This is a genomic window from Aurantiacibacter luteus (assembly GCF_001010945.1).
Classification (GTDB): Bacteria; Pseudomonadota; Alphaproteobacteria; order Sphingomonadales; family Sphingomonadaceae; genus Alteraurantiacibacter; species Alteraurantiacibacter luteus.
Map to the genome: position 1 here is coordinate 436,438 of NZ_LBHB01000002.1, position 23,076 is coordinate 459,513.

The following is a 23,076-nucleotide window of genomic DNA, read 5'->3' on the forward strand; positions in this document are numbered from 1 at the left end:
CTTGCGATTGGCCCGTCGTGCTTCCCTTGCCTTTTTCGCGCGATACGTCGCCGCGATTCATTGCGGAGGGGTGAAGCCCCTGCTGGGCCGGGGACGATCGCCGGTGGTGTCGTGGAAGGAATGGGTGAATTTCATGCGCCGATCATACCATGAAGCTCTCGCCGCAACCACAGGCGCCCTTGGCGTTGGGATTGGCGAAGACGAAACCGGCGGTGAAATCGTCCTCCACCCAGTCCATCGTGCTGCCGACGAGGTAGAGCACGCTTGCCCCGTCGATGTAGAACGTGCCGCCGGGCGTTGCGATCTTCTCGTCGAAGGCAGCTTCCTCGGTGACGTAATCGACCGAATAGGCGAGGCCCGAGCAGCCGCGCCGCGGGGTCGAGAGCTTGACGCCGATGGCATCGGCCGGCGCCTTGCCCATCAGCTCGGCCACGCGCCCCTCGGCGGCGGGGGTTAGCACGACGGCGGCCTTGGGGGCTGGGCGGGAGCGGGTGGCGGTGTCGGTCATAGCGTCTTCTCCCAGAACTGGGCACTGCCCAGCGCATCGGCAAGGGCGTAGTTGGCAAAGCCATGGCGCGCGTAGAGCGCCTTTGCACCCTCGTTGCCGGAGAGCACCTCCAGCGTGATCTTGCAGGCTCCGCGCGCCCGCGCCTCGTCCTCGACGGCCTTCAGCAGCGCCGTGCCCACGCCGCAGCCGCGCCGGACCGGCACTACGGCGAGGTCATGGATGTTGACCAGCGGCGCGCAGGCAAAGGTGCTGAAGCCCATGAAGCAGTTGGCCAGGCCAATGGGCGTTCCGCCCTCCAGCGCCAGCAGCGAGAAGGCGCCCGGCACCTCGGCCAGCGCGGGGGCGAGCCGCTCGCGGTGCGATTTCGGCAGCGCCTTGCCGCCGCCGTTGACGCTGCGGGCATAGCTGTCGAGCAGCATGAACAGGGCGCCCGCATCGAAGGGGTCGGCATAATCGGCCATGCGTATGCTCAGTGGCTGGCCGAGGCGGCGGGCGGCCTTCTGCTCGCGGAACAACGCGATTTCCTCGCGCGCTACGGGCGTGAAGCCGCTGTCGTCGCCGCTCTCCAGCGTATCGGCGTTGAGCCAGATCGTGCCGATCGAGGTCGCCGCGCGTTGTTGCAGGCCCTCGTCCTCGGAGGCGTCGGAGGCCACTTCGATCAGCAGCGGCAGTCCGGCGGGATCGTCGTCCATGATGCTTACCGCGTACTCACGCTCGTAGGTTTCGCGCGAGCGGTCGGCGAGTATCAGCCTTGCGTCGTCCGGTCCCGTGTCGGGCTGGAGAGGCGGCGAGCCGCTCACAGCATGCCCAGTTCCAGCCGCGCCTCGTCGCTCATTTTCGACGGGTCCCACGGCGGGTCCCAGGTCACGACGACCTCGGCATCGCGCACGCCGGGCAGGCTCATCACGCGCAGCTCGATTTCGCCGGGCATGGTCTCGGCCACGGGGCAGTGCGGGGTGGTGAGCGTCATCGTCACCTTCACGTCCGCGTCCTCTGCCACCTCGACGTTGTAGATGAGGCCCAGGTCGTAGATGTTCACCGGGATTTCCGGGTCGTAGATGTCCTTCAGCGCCTCGATCACGCTGTCGTAGATTTCTCCGCCCGGCTCTCCCGCGGGCACGCTTTCGGGCTTGGCGGCGAGGAAGCCTTCGAGATAGTCGCGCTTGCGCTCGAGCTTGGCACCCGCAGTTTCTTCCGGCTCCACCGCGTCGGAAACGCGAGCGCGCGGCGGTTTCTCAACTACCTGCTCCACTGGCGAAGGAGCGACCACGTAGTCGGTCTTGTCGTCTGGCTTGTCCATCAGCCGAAAATCCTCTTGGTGCGTTCGATCCCGCGGATCAGCGCGGCGACATCGTCCTCGTCGGAATAGATGCCGAAGCTGGCGCGGGCTGTTGCGGGGACGCCGAGATGCGCCATCAGCGGCTGCGCGCAGTGGTGCCCGGCGCGGATGGCGACGTCTTCCTCATCCAATATGGTGCCGAGGTCGTGCGGATGCACCCCGCGAATCGCGAAACTGACGATACCGGCGCTGTCCTCGGGACCGAACAGGGTGACGTCGTTCATCGCGCCCAGCGCCTCGCGCGTGGCTTTCACAAGCCGCCCCTCGTGCGCGTGGATCGCCTCCAGCCCGGCCTTGGCGGTGTAATCGCAGGCAGCGGCGAGCCCGATGGCCTCGACGATGGCGGGGGTGCCCGCCTCGAATCGCTGCGGCGCGGGAGCGTAGGTGGTGCGCTCGAACCCGACCGCCTCGATCATCGCCCCGCCACCCTGCCACGGGGGCATGGCATCCAGCAGTTCGGCCCGGCCCCACAGCGCGCCGATGCCGGTCGGGCCGTAGAGCTTGTGGCCGGAAAAGGCGTAGAAGTCGCATTCCAGCGCGGCGACATCGACCGGCAGGCGCGGCACGGCCTGGCACCCGTCGAGCAGGAGCTTCGCGCCGACCGCGTGCGCCAGATCGGCGGCGCGCCGCGCATCGAGCACGGAACCGAGCACGTTGGAGACGTGGGCGAAGCTCACCATCGCGTGCTCGCGCGTCAGCATGGCCTCGGCGGCGTCGAGGTCGATGCGGCCGTCCTCGGTCAGCGGGCAGACGTCCACCTGCCAGCCGGCGAGCTGCCAGGGCACGATGTTGGAGTGGTGTTCGAGCTGGCTCAGCAGCACGCGGCGCCCATGTCCGACAACTCCGGGGTAGCTGTAGGCGACCAGGTTGATCGCCTCAGTCGCGCCGCGGGTGAAGACGATCTCCTCCTCGCGCCCGCCGATAAACGAGGCCACCCGCCGCCGCGCCGCCTCGTAGCCCAGCGTCATCTCCGCCGAGCGGCCGTAGACGCCCCGGTGAACCGTCGCGTAATCCGCCCCGATGGCGCGCGTCACGGCGTCGATCACGACTTGCGGCTTCTGCGCGGTGGCGGCGCTGTCGAGGTAGTGCCACGGCTTGCCCGCCGCAGTGACGAGGCCGGGGAAGTCGGCCTTGCGGGAGAGGGTCGCAATCTCGCTCACGCTGCATCCCCCAGAGCATCGAGCGCCGCGTCGAGCAGCGCATCGCGCTCGGCCTCGACCGGGTGCGCGGCGTAGGCATCGGCGATGAAGGCGCGCACCAGCAGCTTGCGCGCCGCCTCGGGCGGCAGGCCGCGCGCGGCCATGTAATAAGCCGCCGCTTCGTCCATCTGGCCGATCGCGGCGCCGTGGGCGCATTTCACGTCGTCGGCATAGATTTCGAGTTCCGGCTTGGCGTTGGCGCTTGCGCCGCGCTCCAGCAGCAGGGCGCGGAAGTTCTGCGCCGCGTCGGTCTTCTGCGCGTCGCGGGCGACTGCGAGCTTGCCGAGGAAATTGCCCGTCGCACCGCCCCAGTGAACTGCGCGCACGATCTGGTCGCTGGTTCCATTGGGCTCGGCATGGGAGACGCGGGTGACGAACTCGCGCGTCGCCTCACCGCCGCCGATGGTCACGCCGCCGAACTGGAAATGCGCGCCCCGACCCAATTCCACCTCGACCTCGAGCCGGGTGTAGCTGGAGGCGCTGGCGAGGGCGAAGATTTCCGCCCGCGCGCCCTCGCCCACGGTCAGGCGCACGCGGTGCACGCCGGGGTGGCTGTCGTCGAGGAGCAGGTCCTTGCGCCGCACCTCACCGGGCGCGAGCGTAGCCTCGTGCCAGACGTCGAGATCGGCAGGCGCGAGGCGTTCGAGCTCGGCAGCATCGGCGTAGCGCCAGTCCTCGTCGCGGGTGGTCGGAAGGGCGCTCATGCCGCCAGCTCCCGGCGTTCCTTGCGGGCCGCCTTGTAGATGTCGCCGGCCGCGTCGAGGTTCAGCACGAACAGCGCCGCGCCCACGATCAGGTCGGGCCAGAAGCTGTGCCACAGGCTCGCGGTGACGAGCGCCGCCGCGATGATGGCGACATTGCCCAGCGCGTCGTTCCGCGCCGCGAGCCACGCCGCCGCGCCCAGGCTCCCGCCCGTGCCACGATGGCGTGCGAGCATGGCGGCGCACACAAGATTCACCGCCAGCGCGCCCGCGCCGATCAGCCCGAGCGCGAAGGGTTCGGGCACGCCGCCACCGCTGATCTTGAACCACGCGGTCCACAGCGCGGCAAAGGCGGGCAGCAGCGCAAAGGCCGCGAGCACGACGCCCAACTTGGCGCGCGCCGAAATGCTCCAGCCGAGCGCGAGGACGATGAGCAGGTTGACCGCCGCGTCCTCGAGGAAATCGGCGCTGTCGGCGAACAGCGCGACCGAACCAATGATCGGCGCGGCGACCACCTCGACCGCGAAATACGCGACGTTCAGGCCCGCGACGACCAGCGCGGTGCGGCGCAAGGCGTGCTCGGATGGCATGGCCAGGCTCATGCGGCCATGACCTCGTCGTAGCCCTCGTCCTCCAGTCGCCGCGCGAGGTCCGGGCCGCCGGTCTTCACGATGCGGCCCTTGGCGAGGATGTGGACGTAATCGGGCTGCACGTAGTCGAGCAGGCGCTGGTAGTGGGTGATGAGCAGCACGGCCTTGTCGGGTGCCCGCATGATGGCATTGATGCCCTCGCCCACGGTCTTGAGCGCATCGATGTCGAGCCCGCTGTCGGTCTCGTCGAGCACGGCGAACTTCGGGTCGAGGATGCCCATCTGCACCATCTCGTTGCGCTTCTTCTCGCCGCCCGAGAAGCCGACGTTCACGTTGCGCTTCATCATGTCCATGTCGAGCTTCAGCAGCGCGGCCTTGTCCTTCGCCAGCTTCAGGAACTCGCCGCCCGAGAGCGGGTCCTGCCCACGCGCCTTGCGCTGGCTGTTCAGCGCCTCGCGCAGGAACTGCACGTTGGAGACGCCGGGGATCTCGACCGGGTACTGGAAGCCGAGGAACAGACCCGCCGCGGCACGCTCGTGCGCGTCCATTTCGAGCAGGTCCTGCCCGTCGAAGGTCACGCTGCCGCCCGTCACCTCGTAGCCCGGACGGCCGCCGAGAACGTAGCTGAGCGTCGATTTGCCCGCGCCGTTAGGGCCCATGATCGCGTGAATCTCGCCCGCGTTCACGGTGAGCGAGAGGCCGTTCAGGATGGGCTTGTCGGCGACGGTGGCGGAGAGGTTCTCAATTGTCAGCATGGGGTTTCCTGTAGCCGCGCTCTTTCTCGGCACGGGCATCGCGTTCGAACTGCTTCTGTTCGGCGTGGCGGGTCTTCTTGTCGGCGATCCGGAGGCGCATCCCGGCGGTGATGCGGGCGAGCACATCGTCGATGTTGTCGAGAATATCGGCCGCCTTGATGTGCATCACCCGGATGCCCACGCTCTCGAGGCTCTTGTCGCGGCGGCGGTTGAGCGCCTCGTCGTCGCCGTCCTCGTCGATGACGATGGCCATGCCGAGGTTGTGGCAATTGAAATCGACGATGGCGCTGCCGACCACGGCGAAGCGCTTGAAGGTGTAACGGCCGAGATCCGCCTTGGCGAAACGCTCGGCCAGCGCCTTGTGCGCGGGGGAGGCATGCCGCTTCATCTCGCGCGCCCGGTCGTGCAGCGCATCGAGCCGCGACTCGCTGATCTCCCACCCGCGCCCCTTCTTCTTAAGTGCGGGGGCTTCGGCGTCGTCTGACGAATCGCGGAGCTGGAGGGTCTTGCGGTCAGTCATTACTCGCTTCCGTCAGTTCCGAGGCAAGTGTCTCAGCTTTTCTGAAGCTCTCGTCCAAAACTTGCTCCAAGGTATGAGCGGTCGCGGACGCTGCTGTGTGCTGCTGCCTGCCCTTACTATTATTGTGGCAGACATGGACCGTGGTCTTGCCGTCTTTCGGCTCATCCACCCAGAGCTGCACACTCTTGGCTAACGTGACGAGCCAATAGAGCGTCCTAACGTCCCAGCCTCGGTCGTCTCGGATCCAATCAACCCCCTGCCGGACGGCCCAGCTGTCGAGAATCGGGTCGATGCTCGAGTAATCGGCTGTGACGTAGTTCACCCCACACTCCCCTCGAGCGAAATCGCCAGCAGCTTCTGTGCCTCGACGGCGAACTCCATCGGCAGCTCCTTGAGCACCTCTTTCGCGAAGCCGTTGACGATCAGCGCCACGGCCTCCTCCTCGCCCAGCCCGCGCTGCATGGCGTAGAACAGCTGGTCGTCGGAGATTTTGGAGGTGGTCGCCTCGTGCTCGATCTGCGCGCTGGGGTTCTTCACCTCGATGTAGGGCACGGTGTGCGCGCCGCAGCGGTCGCCCAAGAGCAGGCTGTCGCACTGGGTGAAATTCCGCACGCCGTCGGCATTGGCAGCTACGCGCACCAGCCCGCGGTAGGTGTTGTTCGACTTGCCCGCGCTGATGCCCTTGGAGATGATCGTCGAGCGGCTGCCGCGCCCGTTGTGGATCATCTTGGTGCCGGTGTCAGCCTGCTGGTGATTGTTGGTGACGGCGACCGAGTAGAACTCGCCCACGCTGTCCTCGCCGTTGAGCACGCAGCTGGGGTACTTCCACGTGACGGCGCTGCCGGTTTCCACCTGCGTCCAGCTGATCTTGCTGCGCGCGCCCTGGCACAGGCCGCGCTTGGTGACGAAGTTGTAGATGCCGCCCACGCCCTCCGCATTGCCGGGATACCAGTTCTGCACGGTCGAGTACTTGATCTCGGCATCTTCCATCGCGACCAGTTCCACCACCGCGGCGTGCAGCTGGTTCTCGTCGCGCATGGGGGCGGTGCAGCCTTCGAGATAGCTGACGTAGCTGCCCTTCTCGGCAATGATCAGCGTGCGCTCGAACTGGCCGGTGTTTTCGGCATTGATGCGGAAGTAGGTGGAAAGCTCCATCGGGCAGCGCACGCCCTCCGGAATGTAGACGAAAGTGCCGTCCGAAAAGACCGCGCTGTTGAGCGTGGCAAAGTAGTTGTCGCGCTGCGGCACGACCTTGCCGAGCCATTTTTTGACCAGCTCCGGATGCTCGCGCAGCGCCTCGCTGATGGAGAGGAAGATGACGCCGGCCTTCTTCAGTTCCTCGCGGAAGGTGGTGGCGACGCTGACGCTGTCGAACACCGCGTCCACCGCCACCTTGCGCGCACCCTCGACCCCGGCGAGGACTTCCTGCTCCGCCAGCGGGATGCCGAGCTTGTCGTAGACCGCCTTGATCTCGGGATCGAGCTCGTCGAGCGATTCGATGGTCGGTTTCTTCTTGGGTTCGGCGTAGTAGAAGGCGTCCTGGTAATCGATCGCCGGATAGCCGAGCTTGGCCCAGTCGGGCTCTGCCATGGTCTGCCACAGGCGAAAGGCCTTGAACCGCCATTCGAGCATCCATTCGGGCTCGCGCTTCTTGGCGCTGATGAAGCGGACGGTGTCTTCGGTGAGGCCCTTCTCGGCGAACTCGGTCTCGATCTCGCTCGACCAGCCGTGTTCGTAGTCGGCGGCGCGCGCGGCAGCGTCGTGGGCGTCCTGGTCGCGCAGTTTCACGTCTTCGGTCATGCTGTCTCTCTTGCCTGCGCCAGCTGGGTGAGCGCTATGCTCGCGAGCGCGCCGCGCAGCGCGCCGTTCACGAGGCCTGCGTGCGGCTTCACGCTGCAATCGTGGTCGATCGCGCAATCACCTCCGTCGATGCAGGCGGTAAGCGCGATGGGGCCTTCCACCGCCTCAACGATGTCGGCCACGGTGATGGCCGCCGCCGGACGCGCGAGCTGCAATCCGCCGCCCGCGCCGCGCGTGGAGCGCAGCAGGCCCGCGGCCACCAGCTTGCTCACCAGCTTGGAGACGGTCGGCAGCGGTAGGCCGGTCTCGTTCGCCAGTTCCGCCGCGCTCACGCGCCCGCCGCCGCAATGGCGGGCGGCCGCGCTCATCGTGACGACGGCGTAGTCTGCAAGGTTGCTAAGGCGCATGCGGGCCAAATCGGAGCGAATCGCTCCAGTTTCAACCGAAAACCCCTTGTTGCGAGTCGTTAGCGTGAAGAAGCTACCTAGTTCGGGGTCGGCAAAGCCAGTTCTCCCCAATCCCTTGCTCCATTTCGTATCCATGTTCTTCCAAGACCGTCCGGCAATCCTGGTGGGTGCGATGCGTCGTCTCGATCCACAGGATCGGTCGAGCATCCCGAAGCACGCGCTCGCCGCCTCTAAGAACGGCCACTTCCGCCCCCTCGACATCGATTTTTATCATTGCCGGCGGCTCGCCCGCATCAAGCAGAGTATCAAGGGTCAATGTAGGTACGGTCAGTCTGAAACGTTCGCCGCCACCTTGCGTACTGCCCGTGAATTCGGACAGGTGGTTCGAAGCCCGGCCCCGCTGCGCGATCGTAAAAGACGCCACTCCACATGATGACGACAACGCGCAGTTCAGTACCGCGACGTTTGCGCCGTTCATGTCCACCGATCGGCGTAAGAGATTGCCTAAAAAAGGGTCTGCCTCGACCGCCACGACCCGGGCAGCCCGATTGCAGCTGAAAGCAAACACGCCGCAGTTCGCGCCGATATCCCACACAGTATCGCCGTCCGAAACGTGTGTGTTGGCCAATTCGACGAGATCGTCGTCGAAATGCCCTTTAAGGTACTTCAGTTGGGCATCCGGGCTGACATAGAGTGGAACACCATTGGGTAGACGGCGGCGCAACGTCCTCCCCCGCACGAGCCGCTCGACGAACGTTCGAAAATTCACTGACAGTCCTCGCAAATCTTGCAGCTGATACGGAGCCTATCGCAGCGCCCAACGGGCAACACAAGGCGGTCGCGGAATTGCAGGATCATTGGCGCTTTTGCTCGGCAATCCACCGATCCACTTGCTCCTCTAAGATGTCGAGCGGCACCGGGCCGTTGGTCAGCACGGCTTCGTGGAACTGGCGGATGTCGAAATCGTCGCCGAGTTCCGTCCGCGCCCGCTCGCGCAGTTCCATGATCTTCAGCTTGCCGATCATGTAGGCGGTCGCCTGGCCGGGGTAGACGATGTAGCGCTCGATGGCCTTTTCGATGTCGCCGGGCGGATTGGGCGTGTTGTCGGTCAGCCACTGAATCGCCTGCTCGCGGCTCCAGCGCCGGTCGTGGATGCCGGTGTCGACCACCAGCCGCCCGGCGCGCCACAGCTCCATGCCCAGCCGTCCGAAGTCCGAATAGGGATCGGTGTAGAAGCCCATGTCCTTGCCCAACTCCTCCGAATAGAGGCCCCAGCCTTCCGTATAGGCAGTGAACCCGCCGAAGCGGCGGAAGGGCGGCAGGTCGCCGAGCCCGGTCTGGATCGCGCGCTGCAGATGGTGGCCGGGCAGCCCCTCGTGATAGGCCAGCGCCTCCAACTCGTTGCGGCTCATGTCGGCGAGGTTGTAGAGGTTGACGTAGTAGCGACCCGGCCGCGAACCGTCGGGCGCCGGGCTGGAGTAGAACGCCTTGCCCGCACTCTGTTCGCGGAAGGCTTCGACCGGCTTCACTTCGAGCGGGTATTCCGGCAGCGTCACGAAATAGTCGGGCAGGCGGGCGGTCATCCGGTCGAGCACGCCGGTAACGTCGGCCAGGTATTCCTCGCGCGTCGCGTAGTAGAAGCGCGGATCGGTGCGGGTGTACTCGAAGAATTCCTGCAGCGTCCCCTCGAACCCCACCTGCGCCATGATCGCGCGCATCTCATCGTGGATGCGCGCCGTCTCGCGCAGGCCGATGGCATGGATCTGGTCAGCGGTGAGGTCGGTGGTCGTGTAGTACTGCAGAAGCGCGTTGTAGTATTCGTCGCCGTTCGCAAAGCGCCAGACGCCGTCGTCGGTGCTCGCCATCGCTTGCTGACGCTGCATCTCGGCGCGGAGGCGCTGGTAGGCGGGCACGGCGCTGGCCTGCCACGCCCGTTCGGCATCGGCGATGAGCGCGGCGCTTTCGGCGGCAGGCAGTTCGAGCCGCGCGACCTCGCTGCGGAAGTCCTCCAGCACTGCATTGTCGTTGCCCGCATCGAGCAGATTGGTGATGTCGGACAGCACGTAGGGATAGACCCAGCGCGGCGGCATGACGCTGTTCGCGGCGCGCGCGGCGGAGCGGGCAATGTGCTGGTCCATCAGCGCGCCGATCCCCTCGATCCGGCTGACGTAGGCGCGCGCGTCGGCGGCGCTGGTCACCGTGTGGGTGTTGATGAGAAAGGCCGGGATGCCGCTCTGTTCGCCGTTCATCTGGTCGAAGACGAACCCGTATTCGCGGTAGGGCTCGAGCAGGTCGGCGCGTGCGGCATTGGCCTCGAACAGGCGATAGGACAGCGCATCCTGCCCTTGCAGGTCAGCGAGGTCGTAGTCTGCGCGCATCCGGGCGAGATAGGCGTGCCGCAGCGCCGCCTCTTCCTCGTCGGCCTGCGCCGTGGCATCGCCCCAGCGGCCGTAGTCCTCGTCGCGGATGCCGCGATAGGCCTTGCCCTGCGGCGACAGGGCGAGCTGCGCCGTGTCGTAGGCCTCGAACAGAGAGCCGATGTCCGCCCGCGTGGCGGGGGCGACGGCCACGTCGGAGGATACAGGGACGCTTGCACAGCCGGCGAGAGCCAGCGCCAGCGCGGCGGCGGAGGTGAAACGGATCATAACTGGGCAACCCCTTCGTGTGATGAAAACATGCCTAGGGCATGGCTTCGGGCATGGAAAGGGCACGGGGTAACGCGGACAAAAGGAGGGCGGCGAGGCACCTTGATGCCTCGCCGCCCTTCAAGTGGAGAACTCATCACGCGCGAGGCGTTCCGAGCCCTTCGGGTCGCTAGGGCCCTATGCAACGATTCGACGCAAACAGATTGTAAGAAAACGACAGCCGGAGTGCTGCCAGTGCGAAGAAACAAATGTTTGCATCCGGGCCATGCGTTTTGATTGTTGCGCCGTGACCCGCCTTGCTGCCAAGCGGTTCGCCATGCTCTATCGCCTGCTGCGCCCTGCGCTGTTCACCCTCGATGCCGAACGCGCCCATCGCCTGGCGATCGATGCGCTGCGGCTGGCGCCGTCGCCCAAGCCAACGACAGCCGACGGACCGCTGGCAACGAGCGTCGCCGGGATCGCCTTTCCCAATCCGCTGGGCATGGCGGCGGGTTTCGACAAGGATGCAGAGGTGCCCGACGCGCTGCTGGGGCGCGGGTTCGGCCATGTCGAGGTCGGCTCGATCACGCCGCTGCCGCAGCCCGGCAACCCGCGGCCGCGCCTGTTCCGCCTCGACGATGATCGCGCGGTCATCAACCGCATGGGGTTCAACAATTCGGGTGCCGAGCTGGCTCATGCACGCCTGCGAGCCCGCCGGCACAGACCCGGCGTGGTGGGGATCAACATCGGGGCGAACAAGGATTCGGGTGACCGCGTGGGCGATTACGCGCTGATGGCCGAGCTGATGGCCCCGCTCGCCACCTACCTCGCGGTCAACATCTCCAGCCCCAACACGCCGGGCCTTCGCGCGCTGCAGGACGAGGGCGCGCTGACCGGCCTGCTCGATGCCGTGCTGGCGGCGCGCGGCGCGGACGGCCCGCCGGTCTTTCTGAAGGTCGCGCCCGACCTCGAGCCCGCCGATATCGACGCCATCGCGCGCATCGCCATCGACAACTGCCTGGGCGCGCTGATCGTGGCAAATACCACCATCGAACGCCCGCCGCTCGCCTCGCGCCACGCGGGCGAGACGGGCGGGCTTTCGGGCGCGCCGCTGAAGGCGCGGGCGCTGGAACGGCTGCGCGAGTTCCGAAAGGCGACGGGCGGTGCCATGCCGCTGGTCGGCGTGGGCGGCATCGCCAGTGCGGAGGATGCCTGGGCGCGCATCCGCGCAGGCGCGAGCCTCGTCCAGCTCTACAGCGCGATGGTATACGAGGGGCCTGGCATTGCGCGCACGATCACCCGCGGGCTGGAGGGGCTGATGCGGCGCGACGGTTTCGCCTCGATCGCCGAGGCAGTCGGGACCGAAGCGGCCTAGCGCTCGCCCACCAGCACCACGCCCTCGCGGCGCGGATCGTAGCCGCCGTCCACGCGCCCGCCCTCGCGAATCAGCACGCCGTGGACGCCCGAATCCTCGCCCTGTCCCGGCTGCAGGTCGATCCCGCGCTGGCGCAGACCGGCGAGGATCTGCGGATCGAAGGCGCTCACCTCCCCCTGCGGGCGGTCGCCGCGCGCCACGAGGTTGGGCTGGGCCAGCGCCTCCTGCATCGGCAGGCCCCAGTCGACCGCTGCCACCAGCGTCTTGCCGACGTAGGCAAGGATGGAGTTGCCGCCCGCCGAGCCGATGGCCCCGGCAAAGCGGCCTTCGCGGTCGAGGAGGATGAGCGGCGTCATCGAACTGCGCGGGCGCTTGCCCGGCGCCACCGCGTTGGGCGCTTCCGCGCCGTTCGCCTGCAGGGGATTGAAGGCGAAATCGGTCATCTGGTTGTTGAGGAAGAAGCCGTCGACCATGCGGCCCGAGCCGAAGATTGATTCGACCGTGGTGGTGATGGAGAGCACGTTGCCAGCCCGGTCGCGCACGATGAAGTGCGACGTGCCCGCAGGCTCCTGCGTCAGGTCGGCCATGGCTAGCGGCGCGCCAGCGGGACGCCCGGCGGTAACGCTGGCGGCCGCGCGCGGGCCGATCAGCGCGGCGCGCGCGTCGAGGTAGGCCGGATCGAGCAGGCCCGCGACCGGCACGTCGACGAAATCGCCGTCGCCGAAATAGGCATCGCGGTCGGCGTACATCAGGCGGCTGGCCTCGGCGAAGAGATACCAGGCCTGCGGATCGGCGGGGCCGCGCTCGGCGATGTCGGTGCGCTCGAGCAGGCTCAGCAGTTCCAGCATGGCCGCCCCGCTCGAGGGCGGCGGCGGGGCGCAAACGCTATAGACGCGCCACGGGGCGCAGACGGGCTCGCGCCGCAGCGGGCGATAGTTCGCGAGGTCCGCCATGGTCATGGCTCCGCCCAATGGCGCGGCGCGGGTGCGCTGGACGATTTCCGCCGCCGTGCTGCCGCGATAGAGCGCGTCGGTGCCGTTTGCCGACAGGCGGCGCAGGAAATCGGCGTAGTCGGGATTGCGCAGGGTATCGCCCGCCTGCATCCGCGTGCCGTCGGGCCTTGCGAAATAGGCGGCGGCATCGGGCTGGGCGAGCTGCGGGAACTCGCGCGCCAGAAAGCTGCCCAGTCTCGGCGTGATGACGAAGCCCTGCTCCGCCGTGGCGATGGCATCGTCGAACAGGCCGTTCCACGGCAGGCTGCCGTGCTCGCGGTGAAGCATGGCGAGCGCCGCCACCGCGCCCGGCACGCCCGTCGCCCGCCCGCTGATCACCGCTTCGCCGAAGCCGAGCGGCTGGCCGGCGTTGTTCAGGAACATCGTCCGGCTGGCCTGCGCCGGGGCGGTCTCGCGCCCATCGTAGATCGTGACCGATCCACTCGCTGCATCGTAGTAGTTGAGGAAGGCCCCGCCCCCCATGCCCGAGCTCTGCGGCTCGACCAGCGAGAGCATGGCCTGCACCGCCAGCGCCGCGTCCGCCGCGCTGCCGCCGCGTTCCAGCACCGCCATGCCCGCCTCCGCCGCCAGCGGATTGGCGGCGATGACGAAGGGTTGCACCGCCTGCGCCGGGCGCGTATCCTCGCCGGTTTGCGTCGTCGGGACTGTGGTGCAGGAGGCGAGGACCAGCGCGAGGCCGGCAGCACATTGGCGTAGAAGCGACATGGCACAGACCTTAGGCACGCAGCGCGCGGGTGGCAACGGGGGCGCAGGCCACTTGCCGCCAGCCTGCGCGAAGCCTAACGCCCGGTAACCACGAGCGGAGGGCAAAGCTCTCGCCAGGAGGATCGCCGGACGTGCAACTGACCGATATCGACAATGCGCAAAGCCTCGTCGCGCTGTTCCTGCAAAGGGCTGACCAGCAAGGTGACAAGCCGTTTCTCACCGCGAAGATCGGCGGCACCTGGACCTCGATGAGCTATGCCGAGGCCGCGCGGCAGGTGTGCCTGCTGGCCGAAAACCTGCGCGGCATGGGCCTTGGCGACGGCGACCGGGTGGTGATCGTCGCCGAGAACCGCCCCGAATGGTGCATCGCCGATCTTGCGATCATGGCCGCCGGGCTCGTCACCGTGCCCGCCTACACCACCAACACCGAGAGCGACCATGGCCACATCCTCGACGATTCGGGCGCCTGCGCCGCGATCGTATCGAACGCGAAGCTCGCCAAGGTGCTGTTCCCGGCGATCCTGAAGACCGGCAAGGCGCGCCACGTGGTGGTGATGGAGGGAGTCTCCACGGCACAGTCGGGCGCCTTCGACCTCCACCGCTGGAGCGACATGACGCGCGGCGATGCGGCTGCCGCGCGCGCGGCGGTAGAGGCACGCATCGCGCGGATCGCACGGCGCGACATGGCTTGCATCATCTACACCAGCGGCACCAGCGGCGCGCCGCGCGGGGTCATGCTGCACCACGGCGCGATCCTGCAGAACGTGGAGGCGGCGAGCGAGCTGATCGAGCGCGACCTCGGCTGGGACGACGAGCGGTTCCTGTCGTTTCTGCCCTTGAGCCACGCCTTCGAACACACCGCGGGTTTCTTCCTGCCGCTGGGCCTTGGCGGCGACATCTGGTTCTCCGAGGGGCTCGACAAGCTTTCGAGCAACCTGGAAGAGGCGCAGCCCACCCTGATGGTCGTCGTCCCGCGCCTGTTCGAGGTGCTGCGCGACAAGATGATGAAGGCCATCGCCAAGCAGGGCAAGCTGGCCGAATTCCTGCTCGGTCGCGCGCTGAAACTGGGCGAGAAGCAGGTGGCGGGGACGGACGGCCTGCTGACGAAGCCGGACGAGCTCCTGCTCTCGGTGACGCTCAGACCCAAGATCAGGCAGCGCTTCGGCGGACGGGTGAAGGCGCTCGTGTCGGGTGGCGCGCCGCTCAATCCCGAGGTCGGCGGTTTCTTCCAGGCCATGGGCCTCACCATGCTACAGGGCTACGGCCAGACGGAGAGCGCGCCGGTCATCGCCTGCAACTATCCCAGTGCCGGCATCAAGCTCGACACCGTCGGCCCGCCGCTCGGCGGTGTCGAGGTGAAGATCGCCGACGACGGCGAGATCCTGGTGCGCGGCGAGCTGGTGATGCTCGGCTACTGGAACCGGCCCGAGGACACCGCCAACGCCATTCGCGACGGCTGGCTGCACACCGGCGACGTCGGCCATCTCGACGAGAAGGGCCGAATCAAGATCACCGACCGCAAGAAGGACATCATCGTCAACGACAAGGGCGACAACGTCGCGCCGCAGAAGCTCGAAGGCATGCTAACGCTTCAGCCCGAGATCGCGCAGGCGATGGTGGCGGGCGACAAGCGGCCCTACATGGTCGCGCTGATCGTGCCCGATGCCGAATGGGCGCACGGCTGGGCCAAGGCCAACGGCGAGACCTTCGACATGGCCGCCCTGCAGGACCTCCCCGCCTTCCGCAGCGCCATCAAGGCCGCGATCGACCGCACGAACGCCGATCTCTCCGTCATCGAAAAGGTCCGCAAGTTCGCCTTTGCCGACGAGCCGTTCTCGGTCGAGAACAACCAGATGACCCCGACGATGAAAATCCGCCGCACCTTCATCCGGGATGCCTACGGCGAGCGGATGGACGCGCTTTATTGATGGCTTGTCACGCCGCCTCCGCGTCTACCCGCACGGGATAGAACGCCGGCTCGCGGCGCGACCAGGCCGGCGCGGTGGCGGCGGCTTCGCTGAGCGACTGGAGCAGCATCTTGCGTCGGCACGGGCGGATGTGCGGAAGGGCTGCGGCGCCGCAGAAGACGGCGGGCAGATAGGCCCGCGCCTGCGCGCCGAGCAGGCGTTCGTAGAGGAAGCGGAAGGCGGAGAAACCGTCGAGGCTCTCCTGCGCCAGGTCCTGCGCGGCGATGCGGACGAGCGGGCCGATGAAGCCTTCCACGTTCTCGCCGACACCGTCCTGCGGCACAAGTGCGCGCAGCTGTTTCAGTTCGCGATAGGCGAGGTATTGCTGGCGAATGGCGCGCTGGTCGCAGGCGCTGCGGCTCCAGCTCTTGAAGGCGTCGCCGCGGCCCAGCGCGATGTCGAGCGCCCGCTCGATGAAGCCGCGCTCGGCCTCGGAGAAACTCGCGAACTCGCGCATCTCGGCAATGGTCAGCGAAGCGGTCTGCTGTGTCGCCATGACGTGGCCCCCATCTGTGGTGGGGCCACTTTCGCGCAAGATGGTTAATTTAGGGTTCTTGGTCTGCAAAGCCGCCTCCGCGGCTTTGTCCTCGCTAGACGCACTCCGCTTCGCTGCGTGCCCGCTGCGGGCGGGCGGTCGCCCTTGCGGCCCTGCGGGCCGATGACGCAGGCAGCGAGGCTGTGCTTAAATCAACCCTGCTAGAGGACTGCTGGGGTCGGCGTAGCGCCTGCGCCCCATGCGGCCCGACAGGTAGGCCAGCCGCCCGGCCTCGACCGCCAGCTTCATGGCGTGGGCCATGCGAACCGGTTCCTTCGCCTCGGCGATGGCGGTGTTCATCAGCACGCCGTCGCAGCCCAGCTCCATGGCGACGGCCGCATCGCTTGCCGTGCCCACGCCCGCATCGACCAGCACGGGCACCTTCGCGCCCTCCACGATCAGGCGAATGGTCACCTGGTTCTGGATGCCGAGACCGCTGCCGATGGGGGCGCCGAGCGGCATGATGGCGACCGCGCCCGCCTCCTCCAGCTGCTTCGCGGCGATCGGGTCGTCGACGCAGTAGACCATCGGCTTGAAGCCCTCGCCCGCCAGCACCTCGGTCGCCTTCAGCGTCTCGCGCATGTCGGGATAGAGCGTCTTCGCCTCGCCCAGCACTTCCAGCTTCACCAGGTCCCAACCGCCCGCCTCCCGCGCCAGGCGCAGGGTGCGGATCGCCTCCTCGGCGGTGAAGCAGCCCGCGGTGTTGGGGAGGTAGGTGACCTTCTTCGGGTCGATGAAGTCCATCAGCACCGGCTGGCTGGGGTCGGATACGTTCACCCGGCGCACGGCCACTGTTACGATCTCGGCACCCGCCGCCTCCACCGCGGCAGCGTTCTGCGCGAAGTCCTTGTACTTGCCCGTGCCCACGATCAGGCGACTGGTGAAGCGGTGCCCGGCGACCTCCCAGCTGTCGTCGTCCGGGGCATCCTGCGAGCCGCCGCCCACGAAATGGACGATCTCCAGCGCGTCGCCATCGGCCAGCGCCGCCTGCTCGAGAGTCGAGCGCGGAGCGATCGTGCCGTTGTGTTCGACCGCGACCTTTTCGGGCGCGAGGCCGAGTTCGCGCACCAGCGCGGCGATGGTGGCGGCCTGGGTGCGGCGGGTCTCGCCGTTGACGGTGAGGGAAAGCTGGTCCGGCATGGCCTGCCAGATAGCGAGGATCAGGCGTGACGCAAGTTGAGCAGGTGGCCGCCCGCGACGAGGGTCACGCCGATGATCGTCAGGACCGCCTCGTGCGCGCCGTGCCCGGCGGCCAGCGCGCCGCCCATGAAGGTAAGCCCCATCATCGCCACCACGAAGGGCGCGGCGCGGCGGTGACGCAGGGCGCCGAGGCCGATGGCGACACCCGCCACCACCGTGGCGAGGGCGAGGCCGACCTTGTGGATCGCGGGGTCGAGCAGGAAACTCGCGCCGAGCCCCAGTCCGGCAACCAGCACCAGCGTGCCGACGCAGTGCAGCAGGCACAGCGCCGACAATATCATGCCGACGCGGTCGAGCTTGCCGCGAATCCAGGGGGCGATCTGCGCCATGTGCGACAATGTATGTAATGCTGTAACATTGCGCAAGAGGCGCATCTGTAACTTTTTCGCGCGCCTCCCCGGCCAGGCACAGCCTTCTGGTACCTTGCGGCGGGCGCGGTTTTGGGCAATCGGGCGGCCATGTCCTCCCCTGCCACAGCCGCTCCGTCAACTCGCCTCCGGCCCCGCGCGCTGGCCGCATGGCTGTTCGTCTGCGCCGCGCTGGTGCTGACGATGGTGGCGGTCGGCGGCATCACGCGGCTGACCGAGAGCGGGCTGTCGATCACCGAATGGAAGCCGGTGACAGGTGCCATCCCTCCCCTGACCCAAGCCGACTGGCAGGCGGAATTCGACCTGTACAAGGCCACCGGCGAATACCGCAACGTCACCGGCCCGGCGGGCATGGACCTGGCGGCGTTCAAGTTCATCTTCTTCTGGGAATGGTTCCACCGCCTGCTCGGACGGCTGCTGGGGCTGGTCTTCGCCCTGCCGCTGGCGTGGTTCTGGGTGCGCGGCGCGATCCCCGCAGGCTACAAGCCGCGCCTCGTCGCGCTGCTGCTGCTGGGCGGCCTGCAGGGCGCGTTCGGCTGGTTCATGGTCCGCTCCGGCCTGTCGGGCGAGATGACCGACGTCTCGCACTTCTGGCTCTCGATCCACCTTTTGACCGCGCTCTTCACGCTGGCGGGGCTCGTGTGGACCGCGCTCGACCTGAGGCAGGTGGCGCGAGGCAACGCCGTACCGGCGCGTCTCACTCGGCTGAGCCTCGTGGTGGCCGCGGTGCTGTTCGTCCAGTTGCTGCTCGGCGCTTGGGTCGCGGGTCTCAACGCCGGGCTGGTGTCCGACACCTGGCCGTTGATGTTCGGACGCTTCGTGCCCGATGCGAACTGGTCGCGCGGCGTCTGGTGGACCTTTGCGCATGACCCGTTCTGGCTGCACTTCCTCCATCGCTGGTGGGCTTTCGCCGCCGCGGCCGGGCTGATCGTGCTGGCGCGACGGGTCAAGCCGCTTGAGCGCCGCGCATCGATCGCCATCAATGCCGCGGTCGGAACGCAGATCCTGCTCGGCATCGCCACGGTGATGAGCGGCGTCGCGCTGTGGCTGGCGGTAGCGCACCAGCTCGTCGGCGCGCTACTGGTGGCAACTCTCTCCTGGGGTGCGCACGTGCTCGGCCGCCATCGCGCCTGAGGCTTCGCGCTCCCGCGCTGCCCGCTTGTCACGGCCCGCCGGTTTTGCGAATACGTGCGCGCTAGGGGCTCCCGCAGGAGAGAGGCCGGGTCATGACCACATTCGACCGACGCAGGGCCATAGCGCTCGCCCTGGCCGCTGCGCTCGCACCGGTCGCGGCCAGTCGCGGGGCGCGCGCGCAAGTCATTACCGGTCACCTCATCGCGCCGCCGGCCGCGCCGATGATCTATCGCCGCCAGGTTTCGCGCGAACTGGTCGACGGCAACCGCTTTTCCGTCGCGCGCGACTTCGCCGTGCGCTTCGAACCCTTCGCGGGAGGTTACTCGGTCCGCGGCGAGCAGCTGGCCGTCGCGGTGGAGGCTCCCCCCGCCCTCGCCCGCTTCGCCGACCTGGAGCGTCAACGTGACGAGAGTGGCCTGTTCCCGATCGCGCTCGACGCCTTCGGGCGCATTCTCGAGGAAAATGTCAGCGGCATCGCTGGCGAAGGCAGCGAGATCGAGCGCGCCTTTTCCGAGGCGCTCGCCGCGCTGAGCGCGCTCGGCCTCCCCTCCAGCGAAAGCGAGATGTGGCAACGCTTCGTCGGCGCAGTCCACGCTGCCGGGCAGGGCATCACCGCCTATTTGCCAGTCGACCTGTTCGCGCCCGCTGCCGTCCCCCGGCGCGAAGAGCAGAACATCGCCCTGCCCGGTGGGGGCGAAGGCATGGTCTCGACCATGTTCTCGGGCGAGACCGACCGCGCCACGGGCCTGATGCGCGCCGCAGAGCGCGAGGTGACGACCGAGACCGAGGGCAGCCGCCGCACCACGGTCGAGCATTGGACGCTGGCTCACGCAAGATGATGCGCTGTCGCGGCGAGGTATTATTTTACCTTCTCGCAAACGCCCGGATTTGCTTGACTTCGCGGGCCTGAATCGACAAATGCGCGCCTTCGCTGCGGGTGGAGCGGCTCTCCGGCCGATTCCCGCCCCGCCGCCCATTCGCCAGAACTACAGGATTCGAAAGCCATGAAGGCGCTCAGCAAGGTGACCCGGTCGATCAAGCCGGCCGAGGTCGAGAAGAAGTGGCACATCGTCGATGCGGAAGGCCTCGTGGTCGGCCGTCTCGCCACGATCGTCGCCAACATCCTGCGCGGCAAACACAAGCCGAGCTACACCCCGCACGTCGATTGCGGTGACCACGTCGTCATCGTCAACGCCGACAAGGTGCGCTTCACCGGCAACAAGGCCGCCAAGAAGCACTATTACAAGCACACCGGTTATGCCGGCGGCATCAAGGACATCACCGCCGACAAGGTGCTGGCCGGCCGCTTCCCGGAACGCGTGATCGAAAAGGCCGTGGAGCGGATGATCCCGCGCGGGCCGCTCGGCCGCGCGCAGATGAAGAACCTGCACCTCTACAATGGCACCGAGCATCCGCACGCCGGGCAGCAGCCCGAGGTGCTCGACGTTGCCTCGATGAATCGCAAGAACAAGGTTTCCGTGTAATGGCTACCGAAGAAACGAAGACCGCGACCGATCTCGCCGACCTGAAGTCGGTCGTCGACTCCGCGCCCGCCGCCACCGAGACCGCCGGCGATGCCGGCGAGACCGAGGCCGCCAAGCCCGCCGCTCCCACCGCGCCGCTGCGCGAGCAGGAGCTCGACGCGCAGGGACGCGCCTACGCCACCGGCCGCCGCAAGGACGCCACCGCCCGCGTGTGGCTGAAGCCCGGCACCGGCAAGGTGACCGTCAACGGCCGCGACCAGGAAGTCTATTTCGCGCGTCCGACGCTGCGCCTCGTAATCGACCAGCCGTTCACCATCACCGAGCGCCAAGGCCAGTACGACGTGGTCTGCACCGTTTCGGGTGGCGGTCTTTCCGGCCAGGCCGGCGCGGTCAAGCACGGCATCAGCCAAGCGCTGTCGAAGTACGAGCCTGCCCTGCGCAGCACGATCAAGGCCGCCGGCTTCCTCACCCGCGACAGCCGCGTGGTGGAGCGCAAGAAGTACGGCCGTGCCAAGGCGCGTCGCAGCTTCCAGTTCAGCAAGCGTTGATTTTGGGGCGCTAAAACCGGTTTCCTCGACGGAGGGAAATGCGAAGGGCGGCCCCCACGAAGGGTCGCCCTTTTCGTTTGTGCGTGCCGGAAGTCGTCAGGCTGCCTGCTGGCGTCCGACGAGCGCGTTCACCTGCCCCATCAGCTGGTCGATGGTGAGCGGCTTGGAAAGATAGCCATCGGCCCCGGCGCGGCGGATGTCCTCCTCGTCGCGGCGACCGGCGAAGGCGGTCATGGCCAGGATGGGAATGTGGCTCGTTGCCGGGTTGCGGCGGATCTTGCGGATCAGCTTGCGGCCAGAGACATTGGGCAACTGGATGTCCATCGTCACCAGATCGGGCGCGTAGTCGTCGACCGCGCCCAGCACCTGCGCGCCATCGTCCACGGTCCGCGTCTCGAACCCGTGCTGCTGCAGGACCGCCTCGTAGAACATCCGGTTCAGGAGGTCGTCCTCGACGATCAGGACCTTGGCCATGGTGCTAGGGAAAATACCCGAGGTGCGCGGGGGTTCCGCCGTCTTTGCGCCCAGTCGTCGCTGGCGCGCGACGATTTGCCCTCCAGCGGCCGGATCAGTGCACCGGCGGATCGACCGGCGGCACCTGGTTCACCGGCGCCACGGGCTCGCCGGGCGCGCGCGGCGGCATGGCATCCTCGGGCACGTCGTCGATCTGCATGGCGTCCGTCGCCACGGCCTCGAGGTTGCGCACGCAGACCTCCAGCCGCTCGCCGTCCCAGGTCAGCTCGTTGAAGCTCGGCGGGGTTGAGCGCACACGCTGCGACAGCGTGCCCGCGCCGATCATCCGCACGGGGCCGTGGACGGTCTCCTCCATGATGTCGAAAGCATCGTGCACGTGGCCCGACAGCACCGCCAGCACCGGGCGCCTCGCCAGTTCCTCGAGCGCCTTCTGCCCGTGCCTCGTCAGCGCCGTTCCGGCCGTGCCCACTTCGCGCAAGGGGTGGTGGCAGGTGACCAGCGCGCGCGTGCCCGCAGGCAACGCATCGATGGCCGAGAGGCACCGTTCCAGCGCGGCATCGGTAACCCAGCCCTTCGACCAGTTGAGCCGCGGCTGCCAGCGGCGCACGGTCTTCAACGGCACCACGGCGAGGCCCGGCAGGTCGAGTTCCGCCTCCACCACCCGCTCCACCGCACGCAGCCGCTTGTAGGGGTCGAAGAAGCGTTCGACGGGGTTGAAATAGGGCAGGTCGTGGTTCCCGACCTCGACCGTCACCGGCACGTCGAGCGCCTTGATCCAGCGCGTTGCGGCGTCGAACTCGCGCTGGCGGGCGCGCATGGTGAGGTCGCCGGTGATGGCGACGGCATCGGGCCGCCACGTAGCGATCTCGCCCACTACCCAGTCGAGCGCGCGCTTGTCCTCCAGTCCGAAATGAATGTCCGAGAGGTGAAACAGCAGCTTGCGGTCAGTCATCGGCGACCGTGGCTAGCAGGTCGACCTGGCAGGGCACCAGCCTGAATTCGGTCGGCCCGTCCACCTGGCATTGCTCGCCGTCGAGCAGGACCCCGAAGCCATCGCGCGCGGTGCTCGCGAGCACGAACCGCTCGGCCTTGCCCAGCCGGTCATGCGGGCCATCGCGGAATTCGCGCTTGGCCAAGGCCAGAGCCTGCTCGAGATATTCGCCGGCGGTTTCCGCGTGGTAGGCATCGATTTCTATGCCGGTGTCTGTGGGGGTCAGCAGCAGCAGCGGATAACCCTCGCGCTTGCCCATTTCGGGTTCGTCCACCCGCAGCATTGTGCCGTAGAGCGTCTCGGCGATGGCGGCGCGGGCCTCGGCTGCCATGTCGAGCGGGCCCTTCGAACGCATCGCCTCGCGCACGTCTCCCCAAGCCGTGCCCGGCCCGGCGAGGACCCCGGCAAAGGCGTGGCCATAGTCTGTCTCGATCACGCCGGGGCGGCGGCGCAGGGCGCGTCCCTCCGCCACGGCAGCCAGCGCATCTGCAGTTTCCATGTCGCCGAACAGGCGGTGGTAGAGAAGGTTCATCGTACCGCCGGGCAGCACCAGCACCGCGCCGCTCCAGCCAGCCAATGTCTCGAGCACGGTGTTGATCGTGCCGTCACCGGCAAAGATCGCCACGGTCTCGATCCCGGCGGCATCGAGCACCTCGGCCGTCGGCAGGTCCTGGTTGGGGAACACCGTGCGGTGCGCCACCGTGAGGCCGCAATCGGCGCACGCGTTCTCGAACAGGCCGAGGGCATCCTCGTCGTTCGAGCCCGATGCCTCGTTATTGATCAGCCAGATACTTTGCTTGCCCATCTACTGACAAAAGCGCGGGGCATCGCGGCGGTTC

The 23,076-nt window shown here is 67.6% G+C and carries 26 protein-coding genes; 6 read left to right on the top strand and 20 right to left on the bottom strand.

Annotation, left to right across the window (positions count from 1 at the left end):
- Nucleotides 1-142 precede the first annotated feature (142 nt).
- The 13 genes from AAW00_RS08505 to AAW00_RS08560 all read right to left on the bottom strand — a co-directional run bounded on the left by AAW00_RS08505 (nucleotide 143) and on the right by AAW00_RS08560 (nucleotide 10,464).
- Nucleotides 143-508, bottom strand: coding sequence for a HesB/IscA family protein (locus AAW00_RS08505; protein ID WP_047003929.1), 366 nt, complete (start codon nucleotides 506-508; stop codon nucleotides 143-145).
- Nucleotides 505-1,308, bottom strand: coding sequence for a GNAT family N-acetyltransferase (locus AAW00_RS15420; RefSeq protein ID WP_241461676.1), 804 nt, complete (start codon nucleotides 1,306-1,308; stop codon nucleotides 505-507). Before AAW00_RS15420 ends, AAW00_RS08505 begins: the two co-directional genes overlap by 4 nt.
- Nucleotides 1,305-1,808 carry an SUF system Fe-S cluster assembly protein gene (locus tag AAW00_RS08515; RefSeq protein ID WP_047003930.1) on the bottom strand — a complete coding sequence of 168 codons (504 nt, stop codon included), beginning with the start codon at nucleotides 1,806-1,808 and terminating at the stop codon, nucleotides 1,305-1,307. The genes AAW00_RS15420 and AAW00_RS08515 overlap by 4 nt, the downstream gene beginning before the upstream one ends.
- On the bottom strand, nucleotides 1,808-3,007 hold the full coding sequence (locus tag AAW00_RS08520; protein ID WP_047003931.1) for an aminotransferase class V-fold PLP-dependent enzyme: 1,200 nt from the start codon (nucleotides 3,005-3,007) through the stop codon (nucleotides 1,808-1,810). Before AAW00_RS08520 ends, AAW00_RS08515 begins: the two co-directional genes overlap by 1 nt.
- Nucleotides 3,004-3,750: a SufD family Fe-S cluster assembly protein gene (locus AAW00_RS15425; protein ID WP_047003932.1), complete on the bottom strand. Its 747-nt coding sequence runs from the start codon at nucleotides 3,748-3,750 to the stop codon at nucleotides 3,004-3,006. The genes AAW00_RS08520 and AAW00_RS15425 overlap by 4 nt, the downstream gene beginning before the upstream one ends.
- Complete coding sequence (locus tag AAW00_RS08530; protein ID WP_047003933.1) at nucleotides 3,747-4,349, bottom strand: cation diffusion facilitator family transporter; 603 nt, start codon at nucleotides 4,347-4,349, stop codon at nucleotides 3,747-3,749. The genes AAW00_RS15425 and AAW00_RS08530 overlap by 4 nt, the downstream gene beginning before the upstream one ends.
- The gene (sufC, locus tag AAW00_RS08535; RefSeq protein ID WP_047003934.1) at nucleotides 4,346-5,092 is read right to left on the bottom strand and encodes a Fe-S cluster assembly ATPase SufC; all 747 of its coding nucleotides are present in this window, start codon (nucleotides 5,090-5,092) and stop codon (nucleotides 4,346-4,348) included. The genes AAW00_RS08530 and sufC overlap by 4 nt, the downstream gene beginning before the upstream one ends.
- Nucleotides 5,079-5,612 carry an endonuclease domain-containing protein gene (locus AAW00_RS08540; RefSeq protein ID WP_047003935.1) on the bottom strand — a complete coding sequence of 178 codons (534 nt, stop codon included), beginning with the start codon at nucleotides 5,610-5,612 and terminating at the stop codon, nucleotides 5,079-5,081. The genes sufC and AAW00_RS08540 overlap by 14 nt, the downstream gene beginning before the upstream one ends.
- On the bottom strand, nucleotides 5,605-5,934 hold the full coding sequence (locus AAW00_RS08545; RefSeq protein WP_047003936.1) for a hypothetical protein: 330 nt from the start codon (nucleotides 5,932-5,934) through the stop codon (nucleotides 5,605-5,607). The genes AAW00_RS08540 and AAW00_RS08545 overlap by 8 nt, the downstream gene beginning before the upstream one ends.
- Nucleotides 5,931-7,412 carry a Fe-S cluster assembly protein SufB gene (gene sufB, locus AAW00_RS08550; RefSeq protein ID WP_047003937.1) on the bottom strand — a complete coding sequence of 494 codons (1,482 nt, stop codon included), beginning with the start codon at nucleotides 7,410-7,412 and terminating at the stop codon, nucleotides 5,931-5,933. Before sufB ends, AAW00_RS08545 begins: the two co-directional genes overlap by 4 nt.
- Complete coding sequence (locus AAW00_RS08555) at nucleotides 7,409-7,819, bottom strand: RrF2 family transcriptional regulator (RefSeq protein ID WP_047004525.1); 411 nt, start codon at nucleotides 7,817-7,819, stop codon at nucleotides 7,409-7,411. Before AAW00_RS08555 ends, sufB begins: the two co-directional genes overlap by 4 nt.
- A gap of 73 nt (nucleotides 7,820-7,892) precedes the next feature.
- The gene (locus tag AAW00_RS14640; RefSeq protein ID WP_162199425.1) at nucleotides 7,893-8,588 is read right to left on the bottom strand and encodes an FkbM family methyltransferase; all 696 of its coding nucleotides are present in this window, start codon (nucleotides 8,586-8,588) and stop codon (nucleotides 7,893-7,895) included.
- Between the two features lie 85 nt (nucleotides 8,589-8,673).
- Entirely contained in the window at nucleotides 8,674-10,464 is a 1,791-nt protein-coding gene (locus tag AAW00_RS08560; protein ID WP_047003938.1) for a DUF885 domain-containing protein, read from the bottom strand.
- A 316-nt stretch (nucleotides 10,465-10,780) separates the two neighbouring features.
- Between AAW00_RS08560 and AAW00_RS08565 the strand changes: the two genes are divergently transcribed.
- On the top strand, nucleotides 10,781-11,818 hold the full coding sequence (locus AAW00_RS08565; RefSeq protein WP_047004526.1) for a quinone-dependent dihydroorotate dehydrogenase: 1,038 nt from the start codon (nucleotides 10,781-10,783) through the stop codon (nucleotides 11,816-11,818).
- On the opposite strand, the gene ggt is transcribed toward AAW00_RS08565, so the two are convergent.
- Nucleotides 11,815-13,536, bottom strand: a complete 1,722-nt coding sequence (gene ggt, locus AAW00_RS08570; protein ID WP_047003939.1) for a gamma-glutamyltransferase — start codon at nucleotides 13,534-13,536, stop codon at nucleotides 11,815-11,817. The genes AAW00_RS08565 and ggt overlap by 4 nt on opposite strands.
- Before the next feature lie 131 nt (nucleotides 13,537-13,667).
- Here ggt and AAW00_RS08575 point away from each other — a divergent pair, with 131 nt between their 5' ends.
- Entirely contained in the window at nucleotides 13,668-15,464 is a 1,797-nt protein-coding gene (locus AAW00_RS08575) for an AMP-dependent synthetase/ligase (RefSeq protein ID WP_047003940.1), read from the top strand.
- Nucleotides 15,465-15,471: 7 nt separating this feature from the next.
- On the opposite strand, the gene AAW00_RS08580 is transcribed toward AAW00_RS08575, so the two are convergent.
- The 3 genes from AAW00_RS08580 to AAW00_RS08590 form a co-directional block, all read right to left on the bottom strand.
- Nucleotides 15,472-15,999: a hypothetical protein gene (locus AAW00_RS08580; RefSeq protein WP_047003941.1), complete on the bottom strand. Its 528-nt coding sequence runs from the start codon at nucleotides 15,997-15,999 to the stop codon at nucleotides 15,472-15,474.
- Nucleotides 16,000-16,185: 186 nt separating this feature from the next.
- A complete protein-coding gene (gene thiS, locus AAW00_RS08585) occupies nucleotides 16,186-17,178 on the bottom strand; it encodes a sulfur carrier protein ThiS (protein WP_047003942.1) in 993 nt (330 codons plus the stop codon).
- 20 nt (nucleotides 17,179-17,198) lie between these two features.
- Nucleotides 17,199-17,567, bottom strand: coding sequence for a MerC domain-containing protein (locus AAW00_RS08590; RefSeq protein WP_047003943.1), 369 nt, complete (start codon nucleotides 17,565-17,567; stop codon nucleotides 17,199-17,201).
- Nucleotides 17,568-17,696: 129 nt separating this feature from the next.
- Here AAW00_RS08590 and AAW00_RS08595 point away from each other — a divergent pair, with 129 nt between their 5' ends.
- The 4 genes from AAW00_RS08595 to rpsI all read left to right on the top strand — a co-directional run bounded on the left by AAW00_RS08595 (nucleotide 17,697) and on the right by rpsI (nucleotide 20,772).
- Nucleotides 17,697-18,740: a COX15/CtaA family protein gene (locus AAW00_RS08595; protein WP_047003944.1), complete on the top strand. Its 1,044-nt coding sequence runs from the start codon at nucleotides 17,697-17,699 to the stop codon at nucleotides 18,738-18,740.
- A 92-nt stretch (nucleotides 18,741-18,832) separates the two neighbouring features.
- Complete coding sequence (locus AAW00_RS08600) at nucleotides 18,833-19,579, top strand: hypothetical protein (RefSeq protein ID WP_047003945.1); 747 nt, start codon at nucleotides 18,833-18,835, stop codon at nucleotides 19,577-19,579.
- Between the two features lie 165 nt (nucleotides 19,580-19,744).
- Nucleotides 19,745-20,224, top strand: a complete 480-nt coding sequence (rplM, locus tag AAW00_RS08605; protein ID WP_047003946.1) for a 50S ribosomal protein L13 — start codon at nucleotides 19,745-19,747, stop codon at nucleotides 20,222-20,224.
- On the top strand, nucleotides 20,224-20,772 hold the full coding sequence (gene rpsI, locus AAW00_RS08610) for a 30S ribosomal protein S9 (protein WP_047003947.1): 549 nt from the start codon (nucleotides 20,224-20,226) through the stop codon (nucleotides 20,770-20,772). Before rplM ends, rpsI begins: the two co-directional genes overlap by 1 nt.
- Nucleotides 20,773-20,868: 96 nt before the next feature.
- On the opposite strand, the gene AAW00_RS08615 is transcribed toward rpsI, so the two are convergent.
- The 3 genes from AAW00_RS08615 to AAW00_RS08625 form a co-directional block, all read right to left on the bottom strand.
- Nucleotides 20,869-21,246: a response regulator gene (locus AAW00_RS08615; RefSeq protein WP_047003948.1), complete on the bottom strand. Its 378-nt coding sequence runs from the start codon at nucleotides 21,244-21,246 to the stop codon at nucleotides 20,869-20,871.
- Nucleotides 21,247-21,340: 94 nt separating this feature from the next.
- Complete coding sequence (locus AAW00_RS08620; RefSeq protein ID WP_047003949.1) at nucleotides 21,341-22,198, bottom strand: metallophosphoesterase family protein; 858 nt, start codon at nucleotides 22,196-22,198, stop codon at nucleotides 21,341-21,343.
- Nucleotides 22,191-23,042: a diacylglycerol kinase family protein gene (locus tag AAW00_RS08625; RefSeq protein ID WP_047003950.1), complete on the bottom strand. Its 852-nt coding sequence runs from the start codon at nucleotides 23,040-23,042 to the stop codon at nucleotides 22,191-22,193. The genes AAW00_RS08620 and AAW00_RS08625 overlap by 8 nt, the downstream gene beginning before the upstream one ends.
- Nucleotides 23,043-23,076: the final 34 nt, after the last annotated feature.

What these genes read in the sequence shown, in the direction of transcription:
- AAW00_RS08505 (WP_047003929.1), bottom strand. Translation starts at nt 508, where the DNA reads ATGACCGACACCGCCACCCGCTCCCGCCCAGCCCCCAAGGCCGCCGTC.
- AAW00_RS08515 (WP_047003930.1), bottom strand. Translation starts at nt 1,808, where the DNA reads ATGGACAAGCCAGACGACAAGACCGACTACGTGGTCGCTCCTTCGCCA.
- AAW00_RS15425 (WP_047003932.1), bottom strand. Translation starts at nt 3,750, where the DNA reads ATGAGCGCCCTTCCGACCACCCGCGACGAGGACTGGCGCTACGCCGAT.
- AAW00_RS08530 (WP_047003933.1), bottom strand. Translation starts at nt 4,349, where the DNA reads ATGAGCCTGGCCATGCCATCCGAGCACGCCTTGCGCCGCACCGCGCTG.
- sufC (WP_047003934.1), bottom strand. Translation starts at nt 5,092, where the DNA reads ATGCTGACAATTGAGAACCTCTCCGCCACCGTCGCCGACAAGCCCATC.
- AAW00_RS08540 (WP_047003935.1), bottom strand. Translation starts at nt 5,612, where the DNA reads ATGACTGACCGCAAGACCCTCCAGCTCCGCGATTCGTCAGACGACGCC.
- sufB (WP_047003937.1), bottom strand. Translation starts at nt 7,412, where the DNA reads ATGACCGAAGACGTGAAACTGCGCGACCAGGACGCCCACGACGCTGCC.
- AAW00_RS08555 (WP_047004525.1), bottom strand. Translation starts at nt 7,819, where the DNA reads ATGCGCCTTAGCAACCTTGCAGACTACGCCGTCGTCACGATGAGCGCG.
- AAW00_RS08560 (WP_047003938.1), bottom strand. Translation starts at nt 10,464, where the DNA reads ATGATCCGTTTCACCTCCGCCGCCGCGCTGGCGCTGGCTCTCGCCGGC.
- AAW00_RS08565 (WP_047004526.1), top strand. Translation starts at nt 10,781, where the DNA reads ATGCTCTATCGCCTGCTGCGCCCTGCGCTGTTCACCCTCGATGCCGAA.
- ggt (WP_047003939.1), bottom strand. Translation starts at nt 13,536, where the DNA reads ATGTCGCTTCTACGCCAATGTGCTGCCGGCCTCGCGCTGGTCCTCGCC.
- AAW00_RS08580 (WP_047003941.1), bottom strand. Translation starts at nt 15,999, where the DNA reads ATGGCGACACAGCAGACCGCTTCGCTGACCATTGCCGAGATGCGCGAG.
- thiS (WP_047003942.1), bottom strand. Translation starts at nt 17,178, where the DNA reads ATGCCGGACCAGCTTTCCCTCACCGTCAACGGCGAGACCCGCCGCACC.
- AAW00_RS08590 (WP_047003943.1), bottom strand. Translation starts at nt 17,567, where the DNA reads ATGGCGCAGATCGCCCCCTGGATTCGCGGCAAGCTCGACCGCGTCGGC.
- AAW00_RS08595 (WP_047003944.1), top strand. Translation starts at nt 17,697, where the DNA reads ATGTCCTCCCCTGCCACAGCCGCTCCGTCAACTCGCCTCCGGCCCCGC.
- AAW00_RS08600 (WP_047003945.1), top strand. Translation starts at nt 18,833, where the DNA reads ATGACCACATTCGACCGACGCAGGGCCATAGCGCTCGCCCTGGCCGCT.
- rplM (WP_047003946.1), top strand. Translation starts at nt 19,745, where the DNA reads ATGAAGGCGCTCAGCAAGGTGACCCGGTCGATCAAGCCGGCCGAGGTC.
- rpsI (WP_047003947.1), top strand. Translation starts at nt 20,224, where the DNA reads ATGGCTACCGAAGAAACGAAGACCGCGACCGATCTCGCCGACCTGAAG.
- AAW00_RS08615 (WP_047003948.1), bottom strand. Translation starts at nt 21,246, where the DNA reads ATGGCCAAGGTCCTGATCGTCGAGGACGACCTCCTGAACCGGATGTTC.
- AAW00_RS08620 (WP_047003949.1), bottom strand. Translation starts at nt 22,198, where the DNA reads ATGACTGACCGCAAGCTGCTGTTTCACCTCTCGGACATTCATTTCGGA.
- AAW00_RS08625 (WP_047003950.1), bottom strand. Translation starts at nt 23,042, where the DNA reads ATGGGCAAGCAAAGTATCTGGCTGATCAATAACGAGGCATCGGGCTCG.